Annotated in this window: 18 protein-coding genes and 1 other RNA gene; 12 read left to right on the plus strand and 7 right to left on the minus strand. The window is 64.2% G+C overall.

Going from position 1 to position 15,595, the window contains the following annotated elements; translation table 11 throughout:
* The first annotated feature begins 201 nt into the window (after nucleotides 1-201).
* The 4 genes from OZN62_RS06155 (at nucleotide 202) to OZN62_RS06170 (ending at nucleotide 3,768) form a co-directional block, all read left to right on the plus strand.
* The gene (locus tag OZN62_RS06155) at nucleotides 202-897 is read left to right on the plus strand and encodes an ATP-dependent Clp protease proteolytic subunit (RefSeq protein WP_269101916.1); all 696 of its coding nucleotides are present in this window, start codon (nucleotides 202-204) and stop codon (nucleotides 895-897) included.
* Nucleotides 898-1,094: 197 nt separating this feature from the next.
* Nucleotides 1,095-2,369 (plus strand): ATP-dependent Clp protease ATP-binding subunit ClpX, encoded by a 1,275-nt coding sequence (gene clpX, locus OZN62_RS06160; RefSeq protein ID WP_269101917.1) that lies wholly within the window; start codon nucleotides 1,095-1,097, stop codon nucleotides 2,367-2,369.
* Between the two features lie 144 nt (nucleotides 2,370-2,513).
* The gene (locus OZN62_RS06165; protein ID WP_269101918.1) at nucleotides 2,514-2,714 is read left to right on the plus strand and encodes a hypothetical protein; all 201 of its coding nucleotides are present in this window, start codon (nucleotides 2,514-2,516) and stop codon (nucleotides 2,712-2,714) included.
* A 157-nt stretch (nucleotides 2,715-2,871) separates the two neighbouring features.
* A complete protein-coding gene (locus OZN62_RS06170) occupies nucleotides 2,872-3,768 on the plus strand; it encodes a hypothetical protein (RefSeq protein WP_269101920.1) in 897 nt (298 codons plus the stop codon).
* On the opposite strand, the gene OZN62_RS06175 is transcribed toward OZN62_RS06170, so the two are convergent.
* From OZN62_RS06175 to mtgA, 3 genes are read right to left on the minus strand one after another with little or no spacing between them, the layout of a single operon-like run.
* Complete coding sequence (locus tag OZN62_RS06175; protein WP_269101921.1) at nucleotides 3,765-4,256, minus strand: GFA family protein; 492 nt, start codon at nucleotides 4,254-4,256, stop codon at nucleotides 3,765-3,767. The genes OZN62_RS06170 and OZN62_RS06175 overlap by 4 nt on opposite strands.
* A complete protein-coding gene (locus OZN62_RS06180; protein WP_269101922.1) occupies nucleotides 4,253-5,173 on the minus strand; it encodes a cation diffusion facilitator family transporter in 921 nt (306 codons plus the stop codon). The genes OZN62_RS06175 and OZN62_RS06180 overlap by 4 nt, the downstream gene beginning before the upstream one ends.
* A 4-nt stretch (nucleotides 5,174-5,177) precedes the next feature.
* On the minus strand, nucleotides 5,178-5,849 hold the full coding sequence (gene mtgA, locus OZN62_RS06185) for a monofunctional biosynthetic peptidoglycan transglycosylase (protein WP_269101923.1): 672 nt from the start codon (nucleotides 5,847-5,849) through the stop codon (nucleotides 5,178-5,180).
* 100 nt (nucleotides 5,850-5,949) lie between these two features.
* Between mtgA and OZN62_RS06190 the strand changes: the two genes are divergently transcribed.
* Entirely contained in the window at nucleotides 5,950-6,417 is a 468-nt protein-coding gene (locus OZN62_RS06190) for a hypothetical protein (protein ID WP_269101924.1), read from the plus strand.
* A 120-nt stretch (nucleotides 6,418-6,537) separates the two neighbouring features.
* Here the strand turns inward: OZN62_RS06190 and rpoH are convergent, their stop codons facing one another.
* Both rpoH and OZN62_RS06200 read right to left on the minus strand, forming a co-directional pair.
* Nucleotides 6,538-7,440, minus strand: a complete 903-nt coding sequence (rpoH, locus tag OZN62_RS06195) for an RNA polymerase sigma factor RpoH (protein WP_269101925.1) — start codon at nucleotides 7,438-7,440, stop codon at nucleotides 6,538-6,540.
* A gap of 122 nt (nucleotides 7,441-7,562) precedes the next feature.
* On the minus strand, nucleotides 7,563-8,516 hold the full coding sequence (locus tag OZN62_RS06200; RefSeq protein WP_269101927.1) for an RluA family pseudouridine synthase: 954 nt from the start codon (nucleotides 8,514-8,516) through the stop codon (nucleotides 7,563-7,565).
* 40 nt (nucleotides 8,517-8,556) lie between these two features.
* Between OZN62_RS06200 and OZN62_RS06205 the strand changes: the two genes are divergently transcribed.
* From OZN62_RS06205 to rnpB, 4 genes are all read left to right on the plus strand, one after another.
* Nucleotides 8,557-8,931: a M67 family metallopeptidase gene (locus OZN62_RS06205; RefSeq protein WP_442864393.1), complete on the plus strand. Its 375-nt coding sequence runs from the start codon at nucleotides 8,557-8,559 to the stop codon at nucleotides 8,929-8,931.
* Nucleotides 8,932-9,070: 139 nt separating this feature from the next.
* On the plus strand, nucleotides 9,071-9,724 hold the full coding sequence (locus tag OZN62_RS06210; protein WP_269101930.1) for a histidine phosphotransferase family protein: 654 nt from the start codon (nucleotides 9,071-9,073) through the stop codon (nucleotides 9,722-9,724).
* 4 nt (nucleotides 9,725-9,728) lie between these two features.
* Nucleotides 9,729-10,436 carry an N-acetylmuramoyl-L-alanine amidase gene (locus OZN62_RS06215; RefSeq protein ID WP_269101932.1) on the plus strand — a complete coding sequence of 236 codons (708 nt, stop codon included), beginning with the start codon at nucleotides 9,729-9,731 and terminating at the stop codon, nucleotides 10,434-10,436.
* 6 nt (nucleotides 10,437-10,442) lie between these two features.
* Nucleotides 10,443-10,858: RNase P RNA component class A (gene rnpB / locus OZN62_RS06220), an RNA gene on the plus strand.
* Here the strand turns inward: rnpB and OZN62_RS06225 are convergent.
* Nucleotides 10,859-11,668, minus strand: a complete 810-nt coding sequence (locus OZN62_RS06225) for a metallophosphoesterase family protein (protein ID WP_269101933.1) — start codon at nucleotides 11,666-11,668, stop codon at nucleotides 10,859-10,861. It abuts the RNA gene before it with no gap.
* A gap of 285 nt (nucleotides 11,669-11,953) precedes the next feature.
* Between OZN62_RS06225 and OZN62_RS06230 the strand changes: the two genes are divergently transcribed.
* Complete coding sequence (locus tag OZN62_RS06230) at nucleotides 11,954-12,691, plus strand: TorF family putative porin (protein ID WP_269101935.1); 738 nt, start codon at nucleotides 11,954-11,956, stop codon at nucleotides 12,689-12,691.
* 82 nt (nucleotides 12,692-12,773) lie between these two features.
* Here the strand turns inward: OZN62_RS06230 and OZN62_RS06235 are convergent, their stop codons facing one another.
* Nucleotides 12,774-13,514 (minus strand): SIMPL domain-containing protein, encoded by a 741-nt coding sequence (locus OZN62_RS06235; protein ID WP_269101936.1) that lies wholly within the window; start codon nucleotides 13,512-13,514, stop codon nucleotides 12,774-12,776.
* A gap of 89 nt (nucleotides 13,515-13,603) precedes the next feature.
* Between OZN62_RS06235 and OZN62_RS06240 the strand changes: the two genes are divergently transcribed.
* Nucleotides 13,604-14,041, plus strand: coding sequence for a VOC family protein (locus tag OZN62_RS06240; RefSeq protein ID WP_269101937.1), 438 nt, complete (start codon nucleotides 13,604-13,606; stop codon nucleotides 14,039-14,041).
* A 54-nt stretch (nucleotides 14,042-14,095) separates the two neighbouring features.
* On the plus strand, nucleotides 14,096-15,592 hold the full coding sequence (gene der / locus OZN62_RS06245) for a ribosome biogenesis GTPase Der (RefSeq protein WP_269101939.1): 1,497 nt from the start codon (nucleotides 14,096-14,098) through the stop codon (nucleotides 15,590-15,592).
* The last annotated feature ends 3 nt before the right edge of the window (nucleotides 15,593-15,595 follow it).

Consider the following 15,595-nt stretch of genomic DNA (forward strand, 5'->3'; position numbering starts at 1 on the left):
TATGCAATTCAGCCCTGTCCCTCAACGACATTTGTAATCGCGGGCGGTTACAGGGAAAACTTCCAATGCTGGCGCGGGCTTATCGACCAGTGTCGAAGATGGTCCGATAAACGGATTCTGAAGAATGCGGGGTGCAAGGCCCTTGAACCTGTGGAGCCAAGGGGCAACATAGGCCCTCGGAATTCAAGAAAAGGACCACGCATGTTCGACCTGTTCGGCGACAACAAAGACCGTTTCACCACCGATCCCGTTACCGGCGCCCTGGTGCCTGTCGTTGTCGAATCGACCAGCCGTGGCGAACGCAGCTTCGATATCTTCAGCCGCCTGCTGCGCGAACGCATCGTCTTCGTCACCGGCCAGGTGGAAGACAACATGGCCTCGCTGATCGTGGCCCAGCTACTGTTCCTCGAAAGCGAGAACTCGCAGGACATCTCGATGTACATCAACTCGCCCGGCGGCGTGGTGACGGCCGGCATGGCGATCCACGACACCATGCAGTACATCAAGCCCAAGGTCCGCACCGTGGTGGTGGGCCAGGCGGCGTCGATGGGCAGCTTTCTGCTGGCCGCGGGTGAGCCGGGCATGCGCGTGGCGCTGCCCAATGCCCGCGTGATGGTGCACCAGCCCTCCGGCGGTGCGCGCGGCATGGCGTCCGACATCGAGATCCAGGCCCGCGAAATCCTGCGCATCCGCGAACGGATGAACGAGCTGTACGTGCAGTATACCGGCCAGAGCCTCACCGACATCGAGAAGGCCATGGACCGCGACACCTTCCTCGACGCCGAGGAAGCCAAGAAATTCGGTATCGTGGACGCGGTGTTCGCCCATCGCCCGAAGGACGATGCCGAGCACGATCGCGACGGCACCGGCGGCGCTCCGACGGCGGACAGCGAGTAATCGCATGTCGCTTTCACCCCGTCAGACAGCGGGATGAAAGTTGTAGCATTTTGGCAACCCTGTCCCTTCAGGCTGGCGCAAGCCGGTGATGGTAGGGTTAAGCTGTTTGATATTCAGCCGGTCCGCCCTAGATTGGTGGGCCGAATCCCGCGTTTGACTCGAAAGCGTTCGAGTCTTGCGCGAACAGGACGAAAGATATGACCAAGTTGAGCGGAACCGATAGCAAGAGCACCCTCTACTGCAGCTTCTGCGGGAAGAGCCAGCACGAGGTGCGCAAGCTGATTGCCGGTCCGACCGTGTTCATCTGCGACGAATGTGTCGAGCTGTGCAACGACATCATCCGCGAAGAGGCCAAGAGCGGCCTTGGCGGTCGCAAGGACGGCGGCGTGCCCGCCCCGGTCGAAATCTGCGACACGCTCAACGACTACGTGATCGGCCAGGATCGCGCCAAGCGCGTGCTCTCGGTCGCCGTGCACAACCACTACAAGCGCCTGAAGTACTCGGGCAAGCAGGGCGACGTCGAACTGGCGAAGTCGAACATCCTGCTCGTCGGCCCCACCGGCAGCGGCAAGACGCTGCTGGCGCAGACGCTGGCACGCACTTTCGACGTGCCCTTCACCATGGCCGACGCCACCACGCTGACCGAAGCCGGTTACGTGGGCGAGGACGTGGAGAACATCATCCTCAAGCTGCTGCAGGCCAGCGACTACAACGTCGAGAAGGCCCAGCATGGCATCGTCTACATCGACGAGATCGACAAGATCACCCGCAAGGCGGAAAACCCTTCCATCACCCGCGACGTGTCGGGCGAAGGCGTCCAGCAGGCGCTGCTCAAGCTGATGGAAGGCACCACTGCCTCGGTCCCGCCGCAGGGCGGCCGCAAGCACCCGCAGCAGGAATTCCTGCAGGTGGACACGACGAACATCCTGTTCATCTGCGGCGGGGCTTTCGCCGGCCTGGAAAAGATCATCGGCGATCGCTTGCAGAAGCGTTCGATCGGCTTCGGCGCCAATGTCGCCGATCCGAGCAAGGCCAAGATTGGCGAGATGCTGGAGAAGTGCGAGCCGGAAGACCTGCTGAAGTTCGGCCTGATCCCCGAATTCGTCGGCCGCCTCCCGGTCATCGCCACGCTGCACGACCTCGATGCCGATGCGCTGGTGACGATCCTGAAGGAACCGAAGAACGCGCTGGTGAAGCAGTACCACAAGCTGTTCGAGCTGGAGGACGTGGAACTGACCTTCACCGAAGAGGCGCTGGCCGCGATTGCCGAGAAGGCGATCAAGCGCAAGACCGGCGCGCGTGGCCTGCGTTCGATCGTCGAAGGGCTGCTGCTCGATACGATGTTCGACCTGCCCAGCATGGAAGACGTCACCGAAGTCGTCGTCGATGCCGACGTGGTGGAGGGCCGCAAGGAACCCGTCCGCGTGCTCGCCAACGACAACGGCAAGGGCAAGAAGGAAGCGGCGGCCTAATCGCCTGCCGCCACCAGCCTCCCACCCGGCCTAGCACTTCCGGAATTTTCGCACGGCCCGTTCGGGCCGCAATCCCGCGCGCCTGATTGCCGGCGCCATCCCATACCCGCGCGCAGGCCGCGCGGGACAAGCAAGGAATTACCCATGCCCACCAATGCCCAACTCGCCGCCAAGATGCTCCGCGACGCCAGCATGTTCTTCCAGCAGGTAGGCGAACAGAACCCGCCGGTCGCCGACCAGATGAACCAGAATGCCGCGGTCTACCAGCAGGTCGCGCAGCTGGTCGAAAGCGATCCGACCGGCGAGGTGCCCACGCAGGATCCGGGTGCCGCACCGCAGGAATAACACTTCCCGCGCAAGCCTTCGGCTTGCTTCCCACCCCGTAGCAACCCGTTCTGCCGCAAGTGGAAATCGCCGCTTGCGCGCCTTTCGGTTTGCCCACATGACAGCTGCCTGAGCAATCTCGCCACGCAGGCGGGAAAGGGGTGGAGGGACTCCCGCAATGATGAAGGATTCGCTGGCGGCCGGCTTGGCAACCGCCGCCATGCTGGGGGCAATGCCCGCTGCCGCGCAGACACAGACCGCGACGCGTTTCGTCGCCGAGTTCACGGCCGCAGCACCCGGTGAAGAACACATCGCGGAGCGCGGCGATCCCGTGCTGACTGCCCGCATCCGCCCCGAACTCGCGGTGGAACTGCTGGAAGTGCCTGACGAGGATACCCAGAGGGATATCGGCGCTTCCCGGGATAATCCGCTGATCGTGGGTACACGGCTTTACGGCTCGTCCAACCGGCCGAGCCTGTACTGCCACATGCTCACCAACCGCGTTGTGGGCTCAGGTGGCACCTGCTTTCGCGACTTCGATGGCGATGGCGCCTTCGAACAGGGCGTGAAGCTCGAGGCGCCCGGCCTCAACACCGATGTCGTGCTGCTCGACCAGGACGGCGACTGGTACGGAGGCACCTTCGTCGAGCGCGAGCGCCTGCGTCCGCCGCTCGCCTATCGTCCGGTCCCGGCGGAAGACGTTCCTAGCTGGGCCGCTCGCGTCAGCTGGTCTGCCAATGTCCGGCGGGTTGATCCGGAAGATTACCCGGTGCTGCTGACCTTCAACATCTCGGCACGGGAAGAAGGTGAAAGCACCTCCGTCATCGGAGAATGCGCGACCAGGCGCATCTACGAAGGGGAGCCGATCACGCTGTGGTTCTATGGCAACAAGATCACCGTGCTTGGCTTCACCGAAGACGGCGACATGCGCTACGTGGTCGATCCGGCGACAGGGCCGGAGACGCTGGGCTTCATCTACCAGTTCGAAAGCCGCAACCCCTATGTCGGCATTGCAATCGCCCGCAACAGCACCGAACTGCCCTGCCCCGATCCCGAGGCTTTCGCGGAGCGCTAGCCCTCGCCGGCCTTGCGCCGCACACCCAGCTCCCGCAGCCGGTCGAGGCTGGCCTCGGGCAAGACCTCGCGCGGGTCATAGTAATAGTCGAAGGCGGGGATTCCCTCGGGCAGCGTGACCCAGGGCATCTTCTCGAGCGTGAAGATGGCGACATCGGGGGTGATGCTACCCGGCTCGTCCAGCGCCCCGGCGCGCACGCCCGACATCAGGCGACCGAGCCTGCCGTAGTAGCTCAGCAGCGGACTGCTGCATTGCGCACAGCTGACGATGATATGCGGGTTTCCGCTGCCCCCGGGCAAACTCGCCTCGCGCGTTTCGCCGCTCAGGAATTCGACATTGTCACTTTCCCAGAAGCCGTTGACCACGCTGGTGGAGCCGGTCTGCCGCTGGCATTGGTGACAATGGCAATTGTGCACCATCATCGGTTCGCCGCTGATCCGCAGGCGGACCTGGCCGCAAGCGCAGCCCCCTTCGCGTACCACGCTCATGCACAACCTCCCGTAGATGTCCGCTGGCTGATCTCGACCTGCAAGGTGACGTGGCCGATGGCGTGGTGATGCTCAAGCTCGTGCGCGGCCTTGTGCAGGAAGGCATCGCCCGGATGGCCGCCGGGCATCACCAAGTGCGCGGTCAGCGCCGTCTCGGTGGTGGACATCGGCCAGATATGCAGATGGTGCACCTGCTCCACGCCCGGCAGGCCGGCGAGGAAAGCCCGCACTTCCGTCTCGTTCACGCTGTCGGGCACGGCCAGCAGGCTCATCTTCACCGCGTCTTTCAGCAGCCCGAAGGTGCCCCAGGCGATCACCAGCACGATGATCAGGCTGACGATCGGATCGATCAGCACCGCCCCGGTCAGCAGGATGGCCGCGCCGGCGATCACCACGCCCACGCTCACCAGGGCGTCGGCCGCCATGTGCAGGAAGGCGCCGCGAATGTTGATGTCGTGCTTGCGTCCGCGCAGGAACAGCAGCGCGGTGGCGGTGTTGATGACGATGCCGATGCCCGCGACCCAGATCATCGTCCAGCCTTGCGGCTCTACCGGATCGATAAAGCGGTGGATCGTTTCGAACAGGATTGCCCCGATCGCCAGCAGCAGCAGCACGGCATTGGCCAGCGCGGCGAGGATGGTGGAGCTCTTGAGGCCGAAGGTGAAGCGCGCCGAGGGCGGGCGCTTGGCCGCCACGCTGGCGGCCCAGGCGATCAGCAGGCCGAGGACGTCGGACAGGTTGTGCCCGGCATCGGCCACCAGTGCCATCGACCCCGAAAGGAAGCCGAAGATCGCCTCGACGACGACAAAGCCGGTGTTGAGCACCACGCCGATGGCGAAGGCGCGTCCGAAGTCCGCCGGCGCATGGCTGTGGCCATGGTCGTGCCCGTGATGGCTGTGCGAGTGTCCGACCCCCATTGCCCTACTCGTAGACGCAGGAATCGAGGCCGTCACGCCTTACCTGCCCGATGCGGCGTTCGATCGTATTGCCGTAACGCGCGGTAAAGCCACGCGGATTGACCGCTTCGCGGGTTTTCGGACTTGGCAGCACGGCGGCGATGCGGCTGGCCTCGTCGGCGGTGAGGCGGGCGGCGGAATGGCCGAAATAGCGCTGTGCGCCGCTTTCCACGCCATAGGTGCCCAGCCCCGTCTCGGCGACGTTGAGGTAGACTTCCATGATCCGCCGCTTGGTCCACAGCGTCTCGATCAACACGGTGAAATAGGCTTCCAGCCCCTTCCGGAACCAGCCGCCGCCCTGCCACAGGAACACGTTCTTGGCGGTCTGCTGGCTGATCGTGGAGGCGCCGCGCTGGCGGCCGCCCTGGGCACGTTCTTCCAGCGCATCCTCGATCGCCTCGCGGTCGAAGCCGTCATGCGAGCAGAACTTGCCGTCCTCTGCCGCGATCACGGCGCTCACCATGTTGCGGTCGATGCGCGACAGCGGCTCCCAGTCGCGCACCACGCTGCGTTCGTCCATCAGCATGGTCGCGGTGTAGGTGACGGGCAGGAAGCGCAGCACCAGCACCAGCGACACGGTGATGAGCACGAACCACAGGATCGCTTTCGCCAGCCACCAGAAGACCCGTCTTGCCATGTGCGGGGATTAGTTTGGCCGCAATGGCGAAGCAAGGCGTGATCCGCGTCACGCGCCGTTCCGTCCCGTTGTGACATGGTCGTCGCAAAGGAGACAGGCGATGACGGACGCAACGGGGGACGAAGCGGCAGCACCGCGCACGGGCAGCGGCATGATGGGCGCACTGGGCGAAAACCTGCGCATGCTTTCGGCCCTGCTGATTGTGGCAGTCTACCTGGTGCTGCTGGTCTGGCTGATCACCAAGCTGGCATGGTTGTTTCCACCTGAAGGCGAAGTCGGCTTCAGCGAGGATGTGTGGGAGCAGATGATCTACCTGCTGGCCGCACTCGGCACCCTGGCAACGTCAGCCGCCGGCGTGCTGCTGGGCGTGCAGATCCAGCAGTCGAGCGTCCGCAATGCCAACCAGCGCGCCGCCGAGGCGGAGGCGGAGGCGGCCGAAAAGACCGTCCGGCTACAGGCCAAGGATGCGATCCTGGTCGACATGCTGGCCACCGGAACGGAAGTTTCGACCCAGAGTCTGTCCGGGGCGGACATGCGAGCCACGCTGCGCGCCGCCATCGAGATCTGACGCAGGGCATCCCGAACACACCGAATTCACGAGGCGACCCGGTGGGAGCGGCACGCTAGCTGCTCCCAACCAACTCGGGGTGACCGCAAGGTCACCCCGTTTTTTGTCGGTTCTTGTGGCTTAGGCCGCTGCGGGCAGCAGCCGCTCGCTCGCGATGCGCTGCATCGCCTTCTGCAGCTTCTCGAACGCGCGCACTTCGATCTGGCGGATACGTTCGCGGCTGACGTCGTAGACCTGCGACAGCTCTTCCAGCGTCTGCGGGTTCTCCGTCAGGCGGCGTTCGGTCAGGATGTGCTGCTCACGCTCGTTGAGGGCTTCCATGGCCTCGATCAGCATTTCACGGCGCACCTCGGCCTCTTCGGCGTCGGCAACGATCACGTCCTGCAACGGACGATCGTCGGTCAGCCAGTCCTGCCACTCGCCGGAGCCTTCCTCGCCATTGCGCATCGGCGTGTTGAGCGAGCCGTCGCCGCCCATCATCATCCGGCGGTTCATGTTGACCACTTCCTGCTCCGGCACGCCCAGATCGGTGGCGATCTTGGTGACGTCCTCCGGCGACAGGTCGGTGTCTTCGTAGGCTTCCAGCTGCTTCTTCATCCGGCGCAGGTTGAAGAACAGCTTCTTCTGCGCCGCGGTGGTGCCCATTTTCACGAGCGACCAGCTGCGGAGGATGAATTCCTGGATCGAGGCCTTGATCCACCACATGGCATAGGTCGCCAGGCGGAAACCGCGATCGGGCTCGAATTTCTTCACGCCCTGCATCAGGCCGACGTTACCCTCGGAAATCAGATCCGAAACGGGCAGGCCATAGCCGCGGTAGCCCATGGCGATCTTCGCCACGAGACGCAGGTGCGAGGTGACGAGCTGCGCCGCGGCGTCAGGATCGTCATGTTCCCGGTAACGCACGGCGAGCATGTATTCCTGCTCGGGCGTCAGCACGGGAAACTTCTTGATTTCCGACAGATAGCGGTTGAGTCCCTGCTCACCGCCCAGCGCCGGCACTGTTGGTCGATTGTTACTCACTGTGTCCCAAACCTTTCCTAGCGTCGACCACTCGATGCAGGCCCCTGATGGGCACCCGCTTTTGGCGGCCACATTGGGTGCTTACGTCTTATAACGCACCACAAACCGATATAGGGTGCATTTCATCGATTGGAATGACCTGTTTCGTCGATGAGTTCCCGCATATCACTGGGTAATTCGCTCGAAAACGACAGTCGGTTACCCGTGACGGGGTGAACAAAGCCGAGTCGCGCCGCATGCAGCGCCTGGCGCCTGAAATCGAGCGCCTTGAGAATCGGCCGAAGCGGAGCAGGGTCACGTCCATAGACAGGATCCCCCAATAGCGAATGACCGATTGACGCAAGGTGAACTCGCACCTGGTGCGTTCGCCCCGTTTCGAGGCGGCATTCCACCAGCGCGCAATGATCTAACATCTGAATTGTCTTATAATGCGTGACGGCATGTTTTCCGCGCGAGGAATCCTTGGGCAGCACCGCCATCTTCTTCCTGTCGCGGTCGGATCGCCCGATGCGGGCATCCACCGTGCCGCTGGGCGGCGACGGATGGCCGCCGCAGATTGCTAGGTAGGCGCGTTCCAGCGAGTGATCGGCGAACTGCTTGGCCAGCCCTTCGTGGGCTGCGTCGCTCTTGGCAACGACCAGCAAGCCGGAAGTGTCCTTGTCGATGCGATGGACGATGCCCGGCCGGGCAACCCCGCCGATGCCCGAAAGCTGGCCCTTGCAGTGATGCAGCAGCGCATTGACCAGCGTGCCGTCAGGGTTGCCGGCTGCCGGGTGCACCACCATTCCGGCGGGCTTGTCGACCACGATCAGGTGCTCGTCTTCGTAGACCACCGTGATGGGGATATCCTGTGGACAAGCCTGTGGATCGCTTGGGGGTGGCAGGTGGATGGAAAAGCTCAACCCCGCTTGAACCTTGGCCGAGGCAGAGGAAGCGATTTCGCCGGCGATCTGCACCTTGCCCTCGGCCATCAGCGCCTTGATCCGCTCGCGCGAAAGCTCGGTCACTTCCGCCAGCGCCTTGTCCGCGCGGGTGGAGCTGGCAAGCGTTCCGGTGATGGTTTCGGCCACATCCATGCTAGGGCCATGGGCAATGGATGTGCATGTGACAAGGGACGTGTTGGACTTGCTCCGCACCGAAGCAGCGCAGGCGGCACCGCGAGAGTGCTGCGGCATGCTGCTGGGCGAGGCCGGTCGGATCACTGCCATCGCCCCGGCCCGCAATGTCCACCCGCAGCCCGAAACGCACTTCGAGATCGATCCGCAGGCGCTGATCGATGCCCACCGCACTGCTCGCGCCGGAGGGCCGGCGGTGCTCGGCTATTACCATTCGCACCCGCTCGGCCCGGCGCAGCCGTCGGCCACCGACCGGGCCGAGGCCGCGCATGACGGGGCGATCTGGGCCATCGTCACCGGCGAAGGTGACGTAACGTTCTGGCGCGACGACGAATGCGGCTTCACGGCGCTTCCCTACCCTGCCGCCAACGCCTAAATACAACGGCATGCATGCCTTCGCCCAGGTTGCCGCCCATGCTTTTTCGCAAGGCTAGGTGGCAGCGAAGGATTTTTGCCCTAGGACAGTGTTCCAAGTGTTCCACATTACCGCCAACGCTAGGCCAAGTATCATCGCCATGACTTCTCCTCTCGACCTCGCCGCCCTGCTCTGTTCGCGCCTCTGCCACGACATGCTCAGCCCCGTCGGTGCGCTCAACAACGGGTTGGAACTGCTGGCGGAAGAGAAGGACCCGACGATGCGGCAGCGCTGCCTCGACCTGCTGGAGCAGAGCGCGCGCATTTCCGCGCACAAGCTGAAATTCTTCCGCCTCGCCTATGGCGCCGCCGGCGGCTTCGGCGAGCAGGTACCGGTCGAGGAACCGCGCGAGCTGCTGGCCGCGCTGACCAGCAACGACGAACGCCTGACGCTGGATTGGGCGGTCGGCGAGGCGAGCCTGTCCAAGCCGGCCGTGAAGGTGCTGCTGAACCTGGCCGCCATGGGCCTCGATTCCCTGGTACGCGGCGGCACGCTGTCGGTCGGCGCGGAGCGGAACGACGGCAATACGGAAATCGCCATCCGCGCCTCCGGCCCGCGCGTCGCTTTCGACGCCAATATCGGCAAGGCGCTGGAAGGCAGCCTCGCCCCGGAAGAACTGTCCGGCCGCACGGCCCCGGCACACATGATCCGGCTGATCGTCGACCGCGATGGCGGCGCGGTGCAGTATCACCATGGTGAAGGAGCGCTGGTGCTCGGCGCGGTCCTGCCTGATCCAGAGGGCCTGATCGGCTGATCCGATGCGGGACGAACTGGTCCATCGCGAACAGCTCTCGCCCAACTTCGACGAGCGCAGCCTGCCGATTTCGATGGTGGTGCTGCACTATACCGAGATGAAGCCGGTCGAGACCGCGCTGGAGAGGATGTGCGACCCGGAAGCCAAGGTCAGCGCGCATTACTGCATCACCGAGGAAGGCGAGGTCATCCGCCTGGTGCCGGAAAACAAGCGCGCCTGGCACGCCGGGCTGTCCTACTGGCGCGGGCACAAGGATGTGAACTCGGCCAGCATCGGGATCGAGCTGGACCATCCCGGCCACGCGCTGGGCTATCGCGAATTCACCGATGCGCAGTTCGAGGCTCTCGTCCCGCTGCTGGGCCGCATCGTGAAGGAACACGACATTCCGCGCGCCAATGTGGTCGGCCATTCGGACGTGGCACCGGCGCGCAAGATCGATCCCGGCGAGCTGTTTCCGTGGGACCGGCTGGCCGAATATCACCTCTGCCTGGCGCGTCCGACCAAGCTGGAGCGCGGCGATCCGTTCGACAACGATGCCAGTTTCTACCTCGCGCTGGAGCGGTTCGGATACGACATCACCGACGGTCACAAGGCCGTGGAGGCCTTCCAGCGCCGCTGGCGACCGGAAATGATCAATGGCGTAGTCGACGGCGAGGTGCGTGCGATCCTTTTCCAATTGCTCTTGGATCGCGACCGCGGACTCACTAGATAGGGCCTGCCGGGGAGCCGGGCAGCCGCGGTGTCATTGTCCTTTTGGGCAAGATACCGAGGAAAGTCCGGGCTCCACGAAACAAGGGTGGCGGGTAACGCCCGCCGCGGGTAACCGCAGGGAAAGTGCCACAGAGAGTATACCGCCGATGGCCCCTAAAGGGCACAGGCAAGGGTGAAAGGGTGCGGCAAGAGCGCACCGGGGACCTGGTGACAGGGCCCGCATGGCAAACCCCACCCGGAGCAAGACCGCATAGGGGTCTCGCGCCTGGCGACAGGCAGGAGCGTTTCGCTCCGAGAGATCCGGGTTGGTCGCTGGAGCGTCGGGAGCAATCCCGCGCGTAAGATGAATGGCTGCCCCCGCAGCGCTGGTCGGCAACGAAACCGGCTGCGGGACAGAACCCGGCTTACAGGCTCCCCGGCACCTTACTGGCTGACCAGGCTACCCGAAATCGAGATACTGCCCTCACCGTCGTCAATCGCGGAGAGGAAACGGCGTGACTGCCCTTCAAGCACCAGCGCCGTCAGCCGGCCGTGCATGTAGGCACCGGTATCGATACCGATCCGGTTCCCTTGGTCGACCGGTTCCTCGGCAATGGTGTGGCCATGCACCACGACGAATTCATGCGGTTCCTGATGGCTCAGGAACGGTTCGCGGATCCACCGCAGCTTGCCGACATTCTGCTGCTCGAGCGGCACGCCCGGTTCGATGCCGGCGTGCACGAACAGGTAGTCACCGATCCTGATCATGTCCTCGAAGCCGGCGATGAAATCGAGGTCTTCCTGCGGCACCGCCGCGGCCATCATCTCCTGGACCTCGTCGATCGATGCGCGCGTATAGGCCTTCTTGTCCAAGCCGTAACTCAACACCGTTTCCCGCCCGCCATGGCGCAGGAAGTGGCGCAGCATGTCGAGATTGTCGAAGCTGCGGAGGAACATTTCCTCGTGGTTGCCGATCAGCACGCGCACCTTGCGAAACTTCATCCACTCCCGCGCGAGGGCGATGACGTTGATGCTGTCGGGTCCGCGATCGACCAGGTCGCCCAGCAGGATCACGGTCGTATCGGCCGGGCCGGCATCGCGATTGTCCTGCTCGATCGCCTCGATCAGCGAAATGAACAGATCGCTGCGGCCGTGGATGTCGCCCACGGCATAGACGCGTTCGCCCTCCGGCACGCTCGCCGTGATATGCGGAAGCTCGGGCTCCGCCTTCTTGGATCGAAAGAATTGGAACATCGTCGTCAGTTCACACCCACATAGTGACAACGCACGAGCGTGCAATCGGTTGGCGAGACTGACGCGGAAATATCGATTCGAACTGTCACGGTGCTGAATGTGATGCCAAAAACACACACATTCATAGCGCCACTGCGACATTGCGCAATTTCTCTTGTGCATTGCACAATGAGTGTGCATGTTCGTTGCGCATTCACGGAGAATGGGCACACAAACGAGGCCCTCACGTGAGTAGCGCAGGTGGGACGAAGCATTGTTCACCACAAGCAATTGAGGAAATTGCCCATGCTTACGTCCGTCCGCAGCCTCACGGCTGCTTCTGTTTTCGCACTTTCCACTGCCCTCGCGGCTCCTGCAATGGCGCAGGACGATGATGATGGCGGTATCGGTGTCGAACTCTCCGGCAATGTTGCCATCGTTTCCGACTACCGTTTCCGCGGCGTCTCCTTCTCCGACGGCGATATCGCGCTGCAGGGCGGCATCGACGCTGCCATCGGCGGTTTCTATGTCGGTACCTGGGGTTCGACCATCAGCGGCGGCTCCGCCTACGGCGAGCTCGAGCTCGACGTCTACGCCGGTTATGCCGGTGAAGCCGGCGCCATCACCTACGATGTCGGCCTGCTGTACTACATCTACCCGACCGGCGACGTCGCCGGCTTCGACAGCGACTACTTCGAACCCTACGCCTCGATCGGCACCACGCTCGGCCCGGTGGGCGCGACCGTCGGTGTCGCCTATGCCTGGGAACAGGATTCGCTGGGCGGCGGTGACAACTTCTACATCTACACCGATCTGGAAGCTGGCATCCCCGACACGCCGATCACCCTGAGCGCGCACCTCGGCTACACCGATGGCGTGTTCGCCACCGACCTGGACGGCGACTCGCTCGATTGGGGTCTTGGCGCATCGTTCGCCGTGACTGACAGCCTGTCGCTCGGCGTGAACTACGTCGACACCGAAGGCCCGAGCATCGAAGATTTCACCGACGCCGGTTTCTTCTTCACCATCGGTTACTCGATGTAACCAGTTTCGCTCGCAAGCGAGGAACGGGAGGGCCCGTACCGGCAACGGTGCGGGCCCTTTCGTTTGGGCGAGCGACAGGCGCCTAGTCGAGCATGAAGTCGACGGTGGTCACCACCCGTACCTTCTTGAACGGCGAATCGGCGGCACCCCAGCCGTCGGCATCGCCATCGCGTGCGGTGATGGAGAAATAGCCCTGCGTGGCGCGGCGGATGCTGCCGACGTCCGCGCCCGAATCCAGCGCAAACTGTTCTGCCGCGGCGCGCGCGTCCTGCGTCGCCTCCGCCACCATTTCCGGCTTGATGTCGTTGAGCCCGGTGAAGGTGAAGCTCATGTTCGAGCTTTGCAGCAGCACTCCGCGGCGCACCAGTTCGAACTCCTGCCGCACCGCCTGCTGGGCGCGCTCGATGTCCTCGGTGCGCAGGCTCATCCGCTGGTTCACGGTATAGCGCGTGATCCCGTCATCGGGGGTGTAGCTGGACGCGTTCACCGACACGGGCTGGAGGGCATCCCCCGGAAATCCCAGGTCGGCGAAGAACTCGCGCAACTGCTCGGTATCGCGGTCCACGCTGTTCTGGGCGGCTGCCAGGTTCCCCGCCGTGGCGGAGTAGGACAGCGTCCACACCGCCAGGTCGGCCACGACGTCACGCTCCGCCAGGCCGCGCACCGTCACCGTGCGATCCGCCATCTTGGCCCGCACCAGCCCGTCTCCGGTCATGAAACCGCCCACGGCAAGCCCGATGGCCAGTATTCCCGAAGCGAGGACCAGCGGCCTCTTCCAGAAAGCGGTGGCTTGGGGCGTTGTCTCGTCGCTATAGTCGGTCATGGCTGCTCTCCCGGTTGGCGTGTGATGATGTCACCTAAGGTTTGAGCGATGAACCGTGTTTGAATAGCGACGAATGGAGTTCCTGACTGATGGTCAAATACCTGCACACGATGATCCGGGTGAGCGATCTCGATGCCACGATCGACTTCTTCAAGCTGATCGGGCTGGAGGAAGTAAAGCGGAAGGATGTCGAGGCCGGGCGCTTCACGCTCGTCTTCCTTGCCGCGCCGGGCCAGAAGGACGTTGCCGAGGTGGAACTGACCTATAACTGGCCGCCCGAAGACGGCAGCGCACCGGAGGAATACACCGGCGGTCGCAACTTCGGCCACCTCGCCTACCGGGTGGAGAATATCTACGAGACCTGCCAGCGCCTGATGGACGCCGGCGTCACCATCAATCGCCCCCCGCGCGATGGCCACATGGCCTTCGTCCGCTCCCCCGACGGCATCTCCGTGGAACTGCTGCAGGACGGTCATCTCGAGCCGCAGGAGCCCTGGGCGAGCATGGGGAATATCGGCAGCTGGTAGGTTTGCGGTGAGGTCACCCTTGCCAAGCACCCTGCAAAGCGCCACCTGCGCCGCATGAAACCGCGCAAGCTCCCCCAGGTGGTCATCATTGGCCGCCCCAATGTCGGCAAGTCGACCATGTTCAACCGCCTGGTTGGCAAGCGGCTGGCGCTGGTCGATGACCAGCCGGGCGTCACGCGTGACCGGCGCATGGGCGAAGCCGGCCTGCTGGGGCTGGAGTTCGAAGCGGTCGACACCGCCGGCTGGGAGAACGAGGACGATGCCTCCCTCCCCGGCCGAATGCGCGCACAGACGCAGGTTTCGCTGAAGGGCGCAGACGCAGCGCTGTTCGTGATCGACGCGCGCGCCGGGCTGACCCCGCTGGACGAGGAAATCGGCCAGTGGCTGCGCGAGCAGGAAGTGCCTGTCGTCCTCGTCGCCAACAAGTCGGAAGGCAGCGCGGGCGAGGCGGGCATCCTCGAAAGCTATTCGCTGGGCCTGGGCGACCCTGTGCCGATCAGCGCCGAGCATGGCGAAGGCATTGCCGATCTCTATTCCGCCCTGATCCCGCTGATCGGCGAGAAGGCCGAACAGCTGGAACTGGAAGCCGAGGCCGAAGCCGCCATCGCCGCTGACGAAGCCGCCAAGCGCGCCGCGGAGGCTGCCGAAGCAGGCGAGGAGCTGGTCGAGATCGACCCCACGGCTCCGCTCAGCCTCGCCATCGTCGGGCGCCCGAACGCCGGCAAGTCCACGCTGATCAACCGCCTGTTGCAGGAAGACCGCCTGCTGACCGGCCCGGAAGCGGGGATCACCCGCGATTCCATCGCCGTCGACTGGCGCTGGACCGATCCGGAATCGGGCGAAGAGCGGATCATCAAGCTGATCGACACCGCCGGCATGCGCAAGCGCGCCAAGGTGGTCGACAAGCTGGAGAAGCTCTCGGTCGCCGATGGCTTGCGCGCCGTGGACTACGCCGAAGTCGTGGTCTTGCTGCTGGATGCGACGCGCGGGCTTGAAGTGCAGGACCTCAAGATCGCCAACCAGGTGCTCGAGGAAGGCCGGGCACTGATGATCGCGATCAACAAGTGGGACATTGCCGAGGACCCCTCTGCGCTGTTCAACGGCATTCGCGCCGCGCTCGAAGAAGGTCTCGCCCAGCTGCGCGGCGTGCCGCTGTTCGCGGTCTCCGCCATGACCGGCAAGGGCCTCGACCAGATGCTGGCCGCCGCCTTCAAGCTGCGCGACGACTGGAGCCGCCGCGTCCCGACGGCTGCGCTCAACCGCTGGTTCGACGATGCGCTGGCTGCCAACCCGCCGCCCGCGCCGGGCGGCCGGCGGATCAAGCTGCGCTACATCACCCAGGTCGGCACGCGCCCGCCGCGCTTTGTCATTTTCGGCACGCGGCTGGACGACCTGCCGGCCAGCTACGAACGCTACCTGCTCAACGGCATCCGCAAGCAACTGGGCTTCGGCGCCGTGCCCGTGCGGCTGACGCTCAAGTCACCGAAGAATCCCTATGATTCAAACAAGGGTGGCGGCGGCAAGTTCAGCGGCGGGCAGGGTCGCGACTAGGGA

Source organism: Aurantiacibacter sp. MUD11 (assembly GCF_026967575.1).
Classification (GTDB): Bacteria; Pseudomonadota; Alphaproteobacteria; order Sphingomonadales; family Sphingomonadaceae; genus Alteraurantiacibacter.

Excerpts from the sequence above, each read along its gene's own strand:
- clpX (WP_269101917.1), top strand. The coding sequence starts at position 1,095 with ATGACCAAGTTGAGCGGAACCGATAGCAAGAGCACCCTCTACTGCAGC.
- OZN62_RS06230 (WP_269101935.1), top strand. The coding sequence starts at position 11,954 with ATGCTTACGTCCGTCCGCAGCCTCACGGCTGCTTCTGTTTTCGCACTT.
- OZN62_RS06155 (WP_269101916.1), top strand. The coding sequence starts at position 202 with ATGTTCGACCTGTTCGGCGACAACAAAGACCGTTTCACCACCGATCCC.
- OZN62_RS06235 (WP_269101936.1), bottom strand. The coding sequence starts at position 13,514 with ATGACCGACTATAGCGACGAGACAACGCCCCAAGCCACCGCTTTCTGG.
- OZN62_RS06225 (WP_269101933.1), bottom strand. The coding sequence starts at position 11,668 with ATGTTCCAATTCTTTCGATCCAAGAAGGCGGAGCCCGAGCTTCCGCAT.
- OZN62_RS06170 (WP_269101920.1), top strand. The coding sequence starts at position 2,872 with ATGATGAAGGATTCGCTGGCGGCCGGCTTGGCAACCGCCGCCATGCTG.
- OZN62_RS06215 (WP_269101932.1), top strand. The coding sequence starts at position 9,729 with ATGCGGGACGAACTGGTCCATCGCGAACAGCTCTCGCCCAACTTCGAC.
- OZN62_RS06165 (WP_269101918.1), top strand. The coding sequence starts at position 2,514 with ATGCCCACCAATGCCCAACTCGCCGCCAAGATGCTCCGCGACGCCAGC.
- OZN62_RS06210 (WP_269101930.1), top strand. The coding sequence starts at position 9,071 with ATGACTTCTCCTCTCGACCTCGCCGCCCTGCTCTGTTCGCGCCTCTGC.
- mtgA (WP_269101923.1), bottom strand. The coding sequence starts at position 5,849 with ATGGCAAGACGGGTCTTCTGGTGGCTGGCGAAAGCGATCCTGTGGTTC.
- OZN62_RS06240 (WP_269101937.1), top strand. The coding sequence starts at position 13,604 with ATGGTCAAATACCTGCACACGATGATCCGGGTGAGCGATCTCGATGCC.
- OZN62_RS06190 (WP_269101924.1), top strand. The coding sequence starts at position 5,950 with ATGACGGACGCAACGGGGGACGAAGCGGCAGCACCGCGCACGGGCAGC.
- OZN62_RS06200 (WP_269101927.1), bottom strand. The coding sequence starts at position 8,516 with ATGGATGTGGCCGAAACCATCACCGGAACGCTTGCCAGCTCCACCCGC.
- der (WP_269101939.1), top strand. The coding sequence starts at position 14,096 with ATGAAACCGCGCAAGCTCCCCCAGGTGGTCATCATTGGCCGCCCCAAT.
- OZN62_RS06180 (WP_269101922.1), bottom strand. The coding sequence starts at position 5,173 with ATGGGGGTCGGACACTCGCACAGCCATCACGGGCACGACCATGGCCAC.
- OZN62_RS06175 (WP_269101921.1), bottom strand. The coding sequence starts at position 4,256 with ATGAGCGTGGTACGCGAAGGGGGCTGCGCTTGCGGCCAGGTCCGCCTG.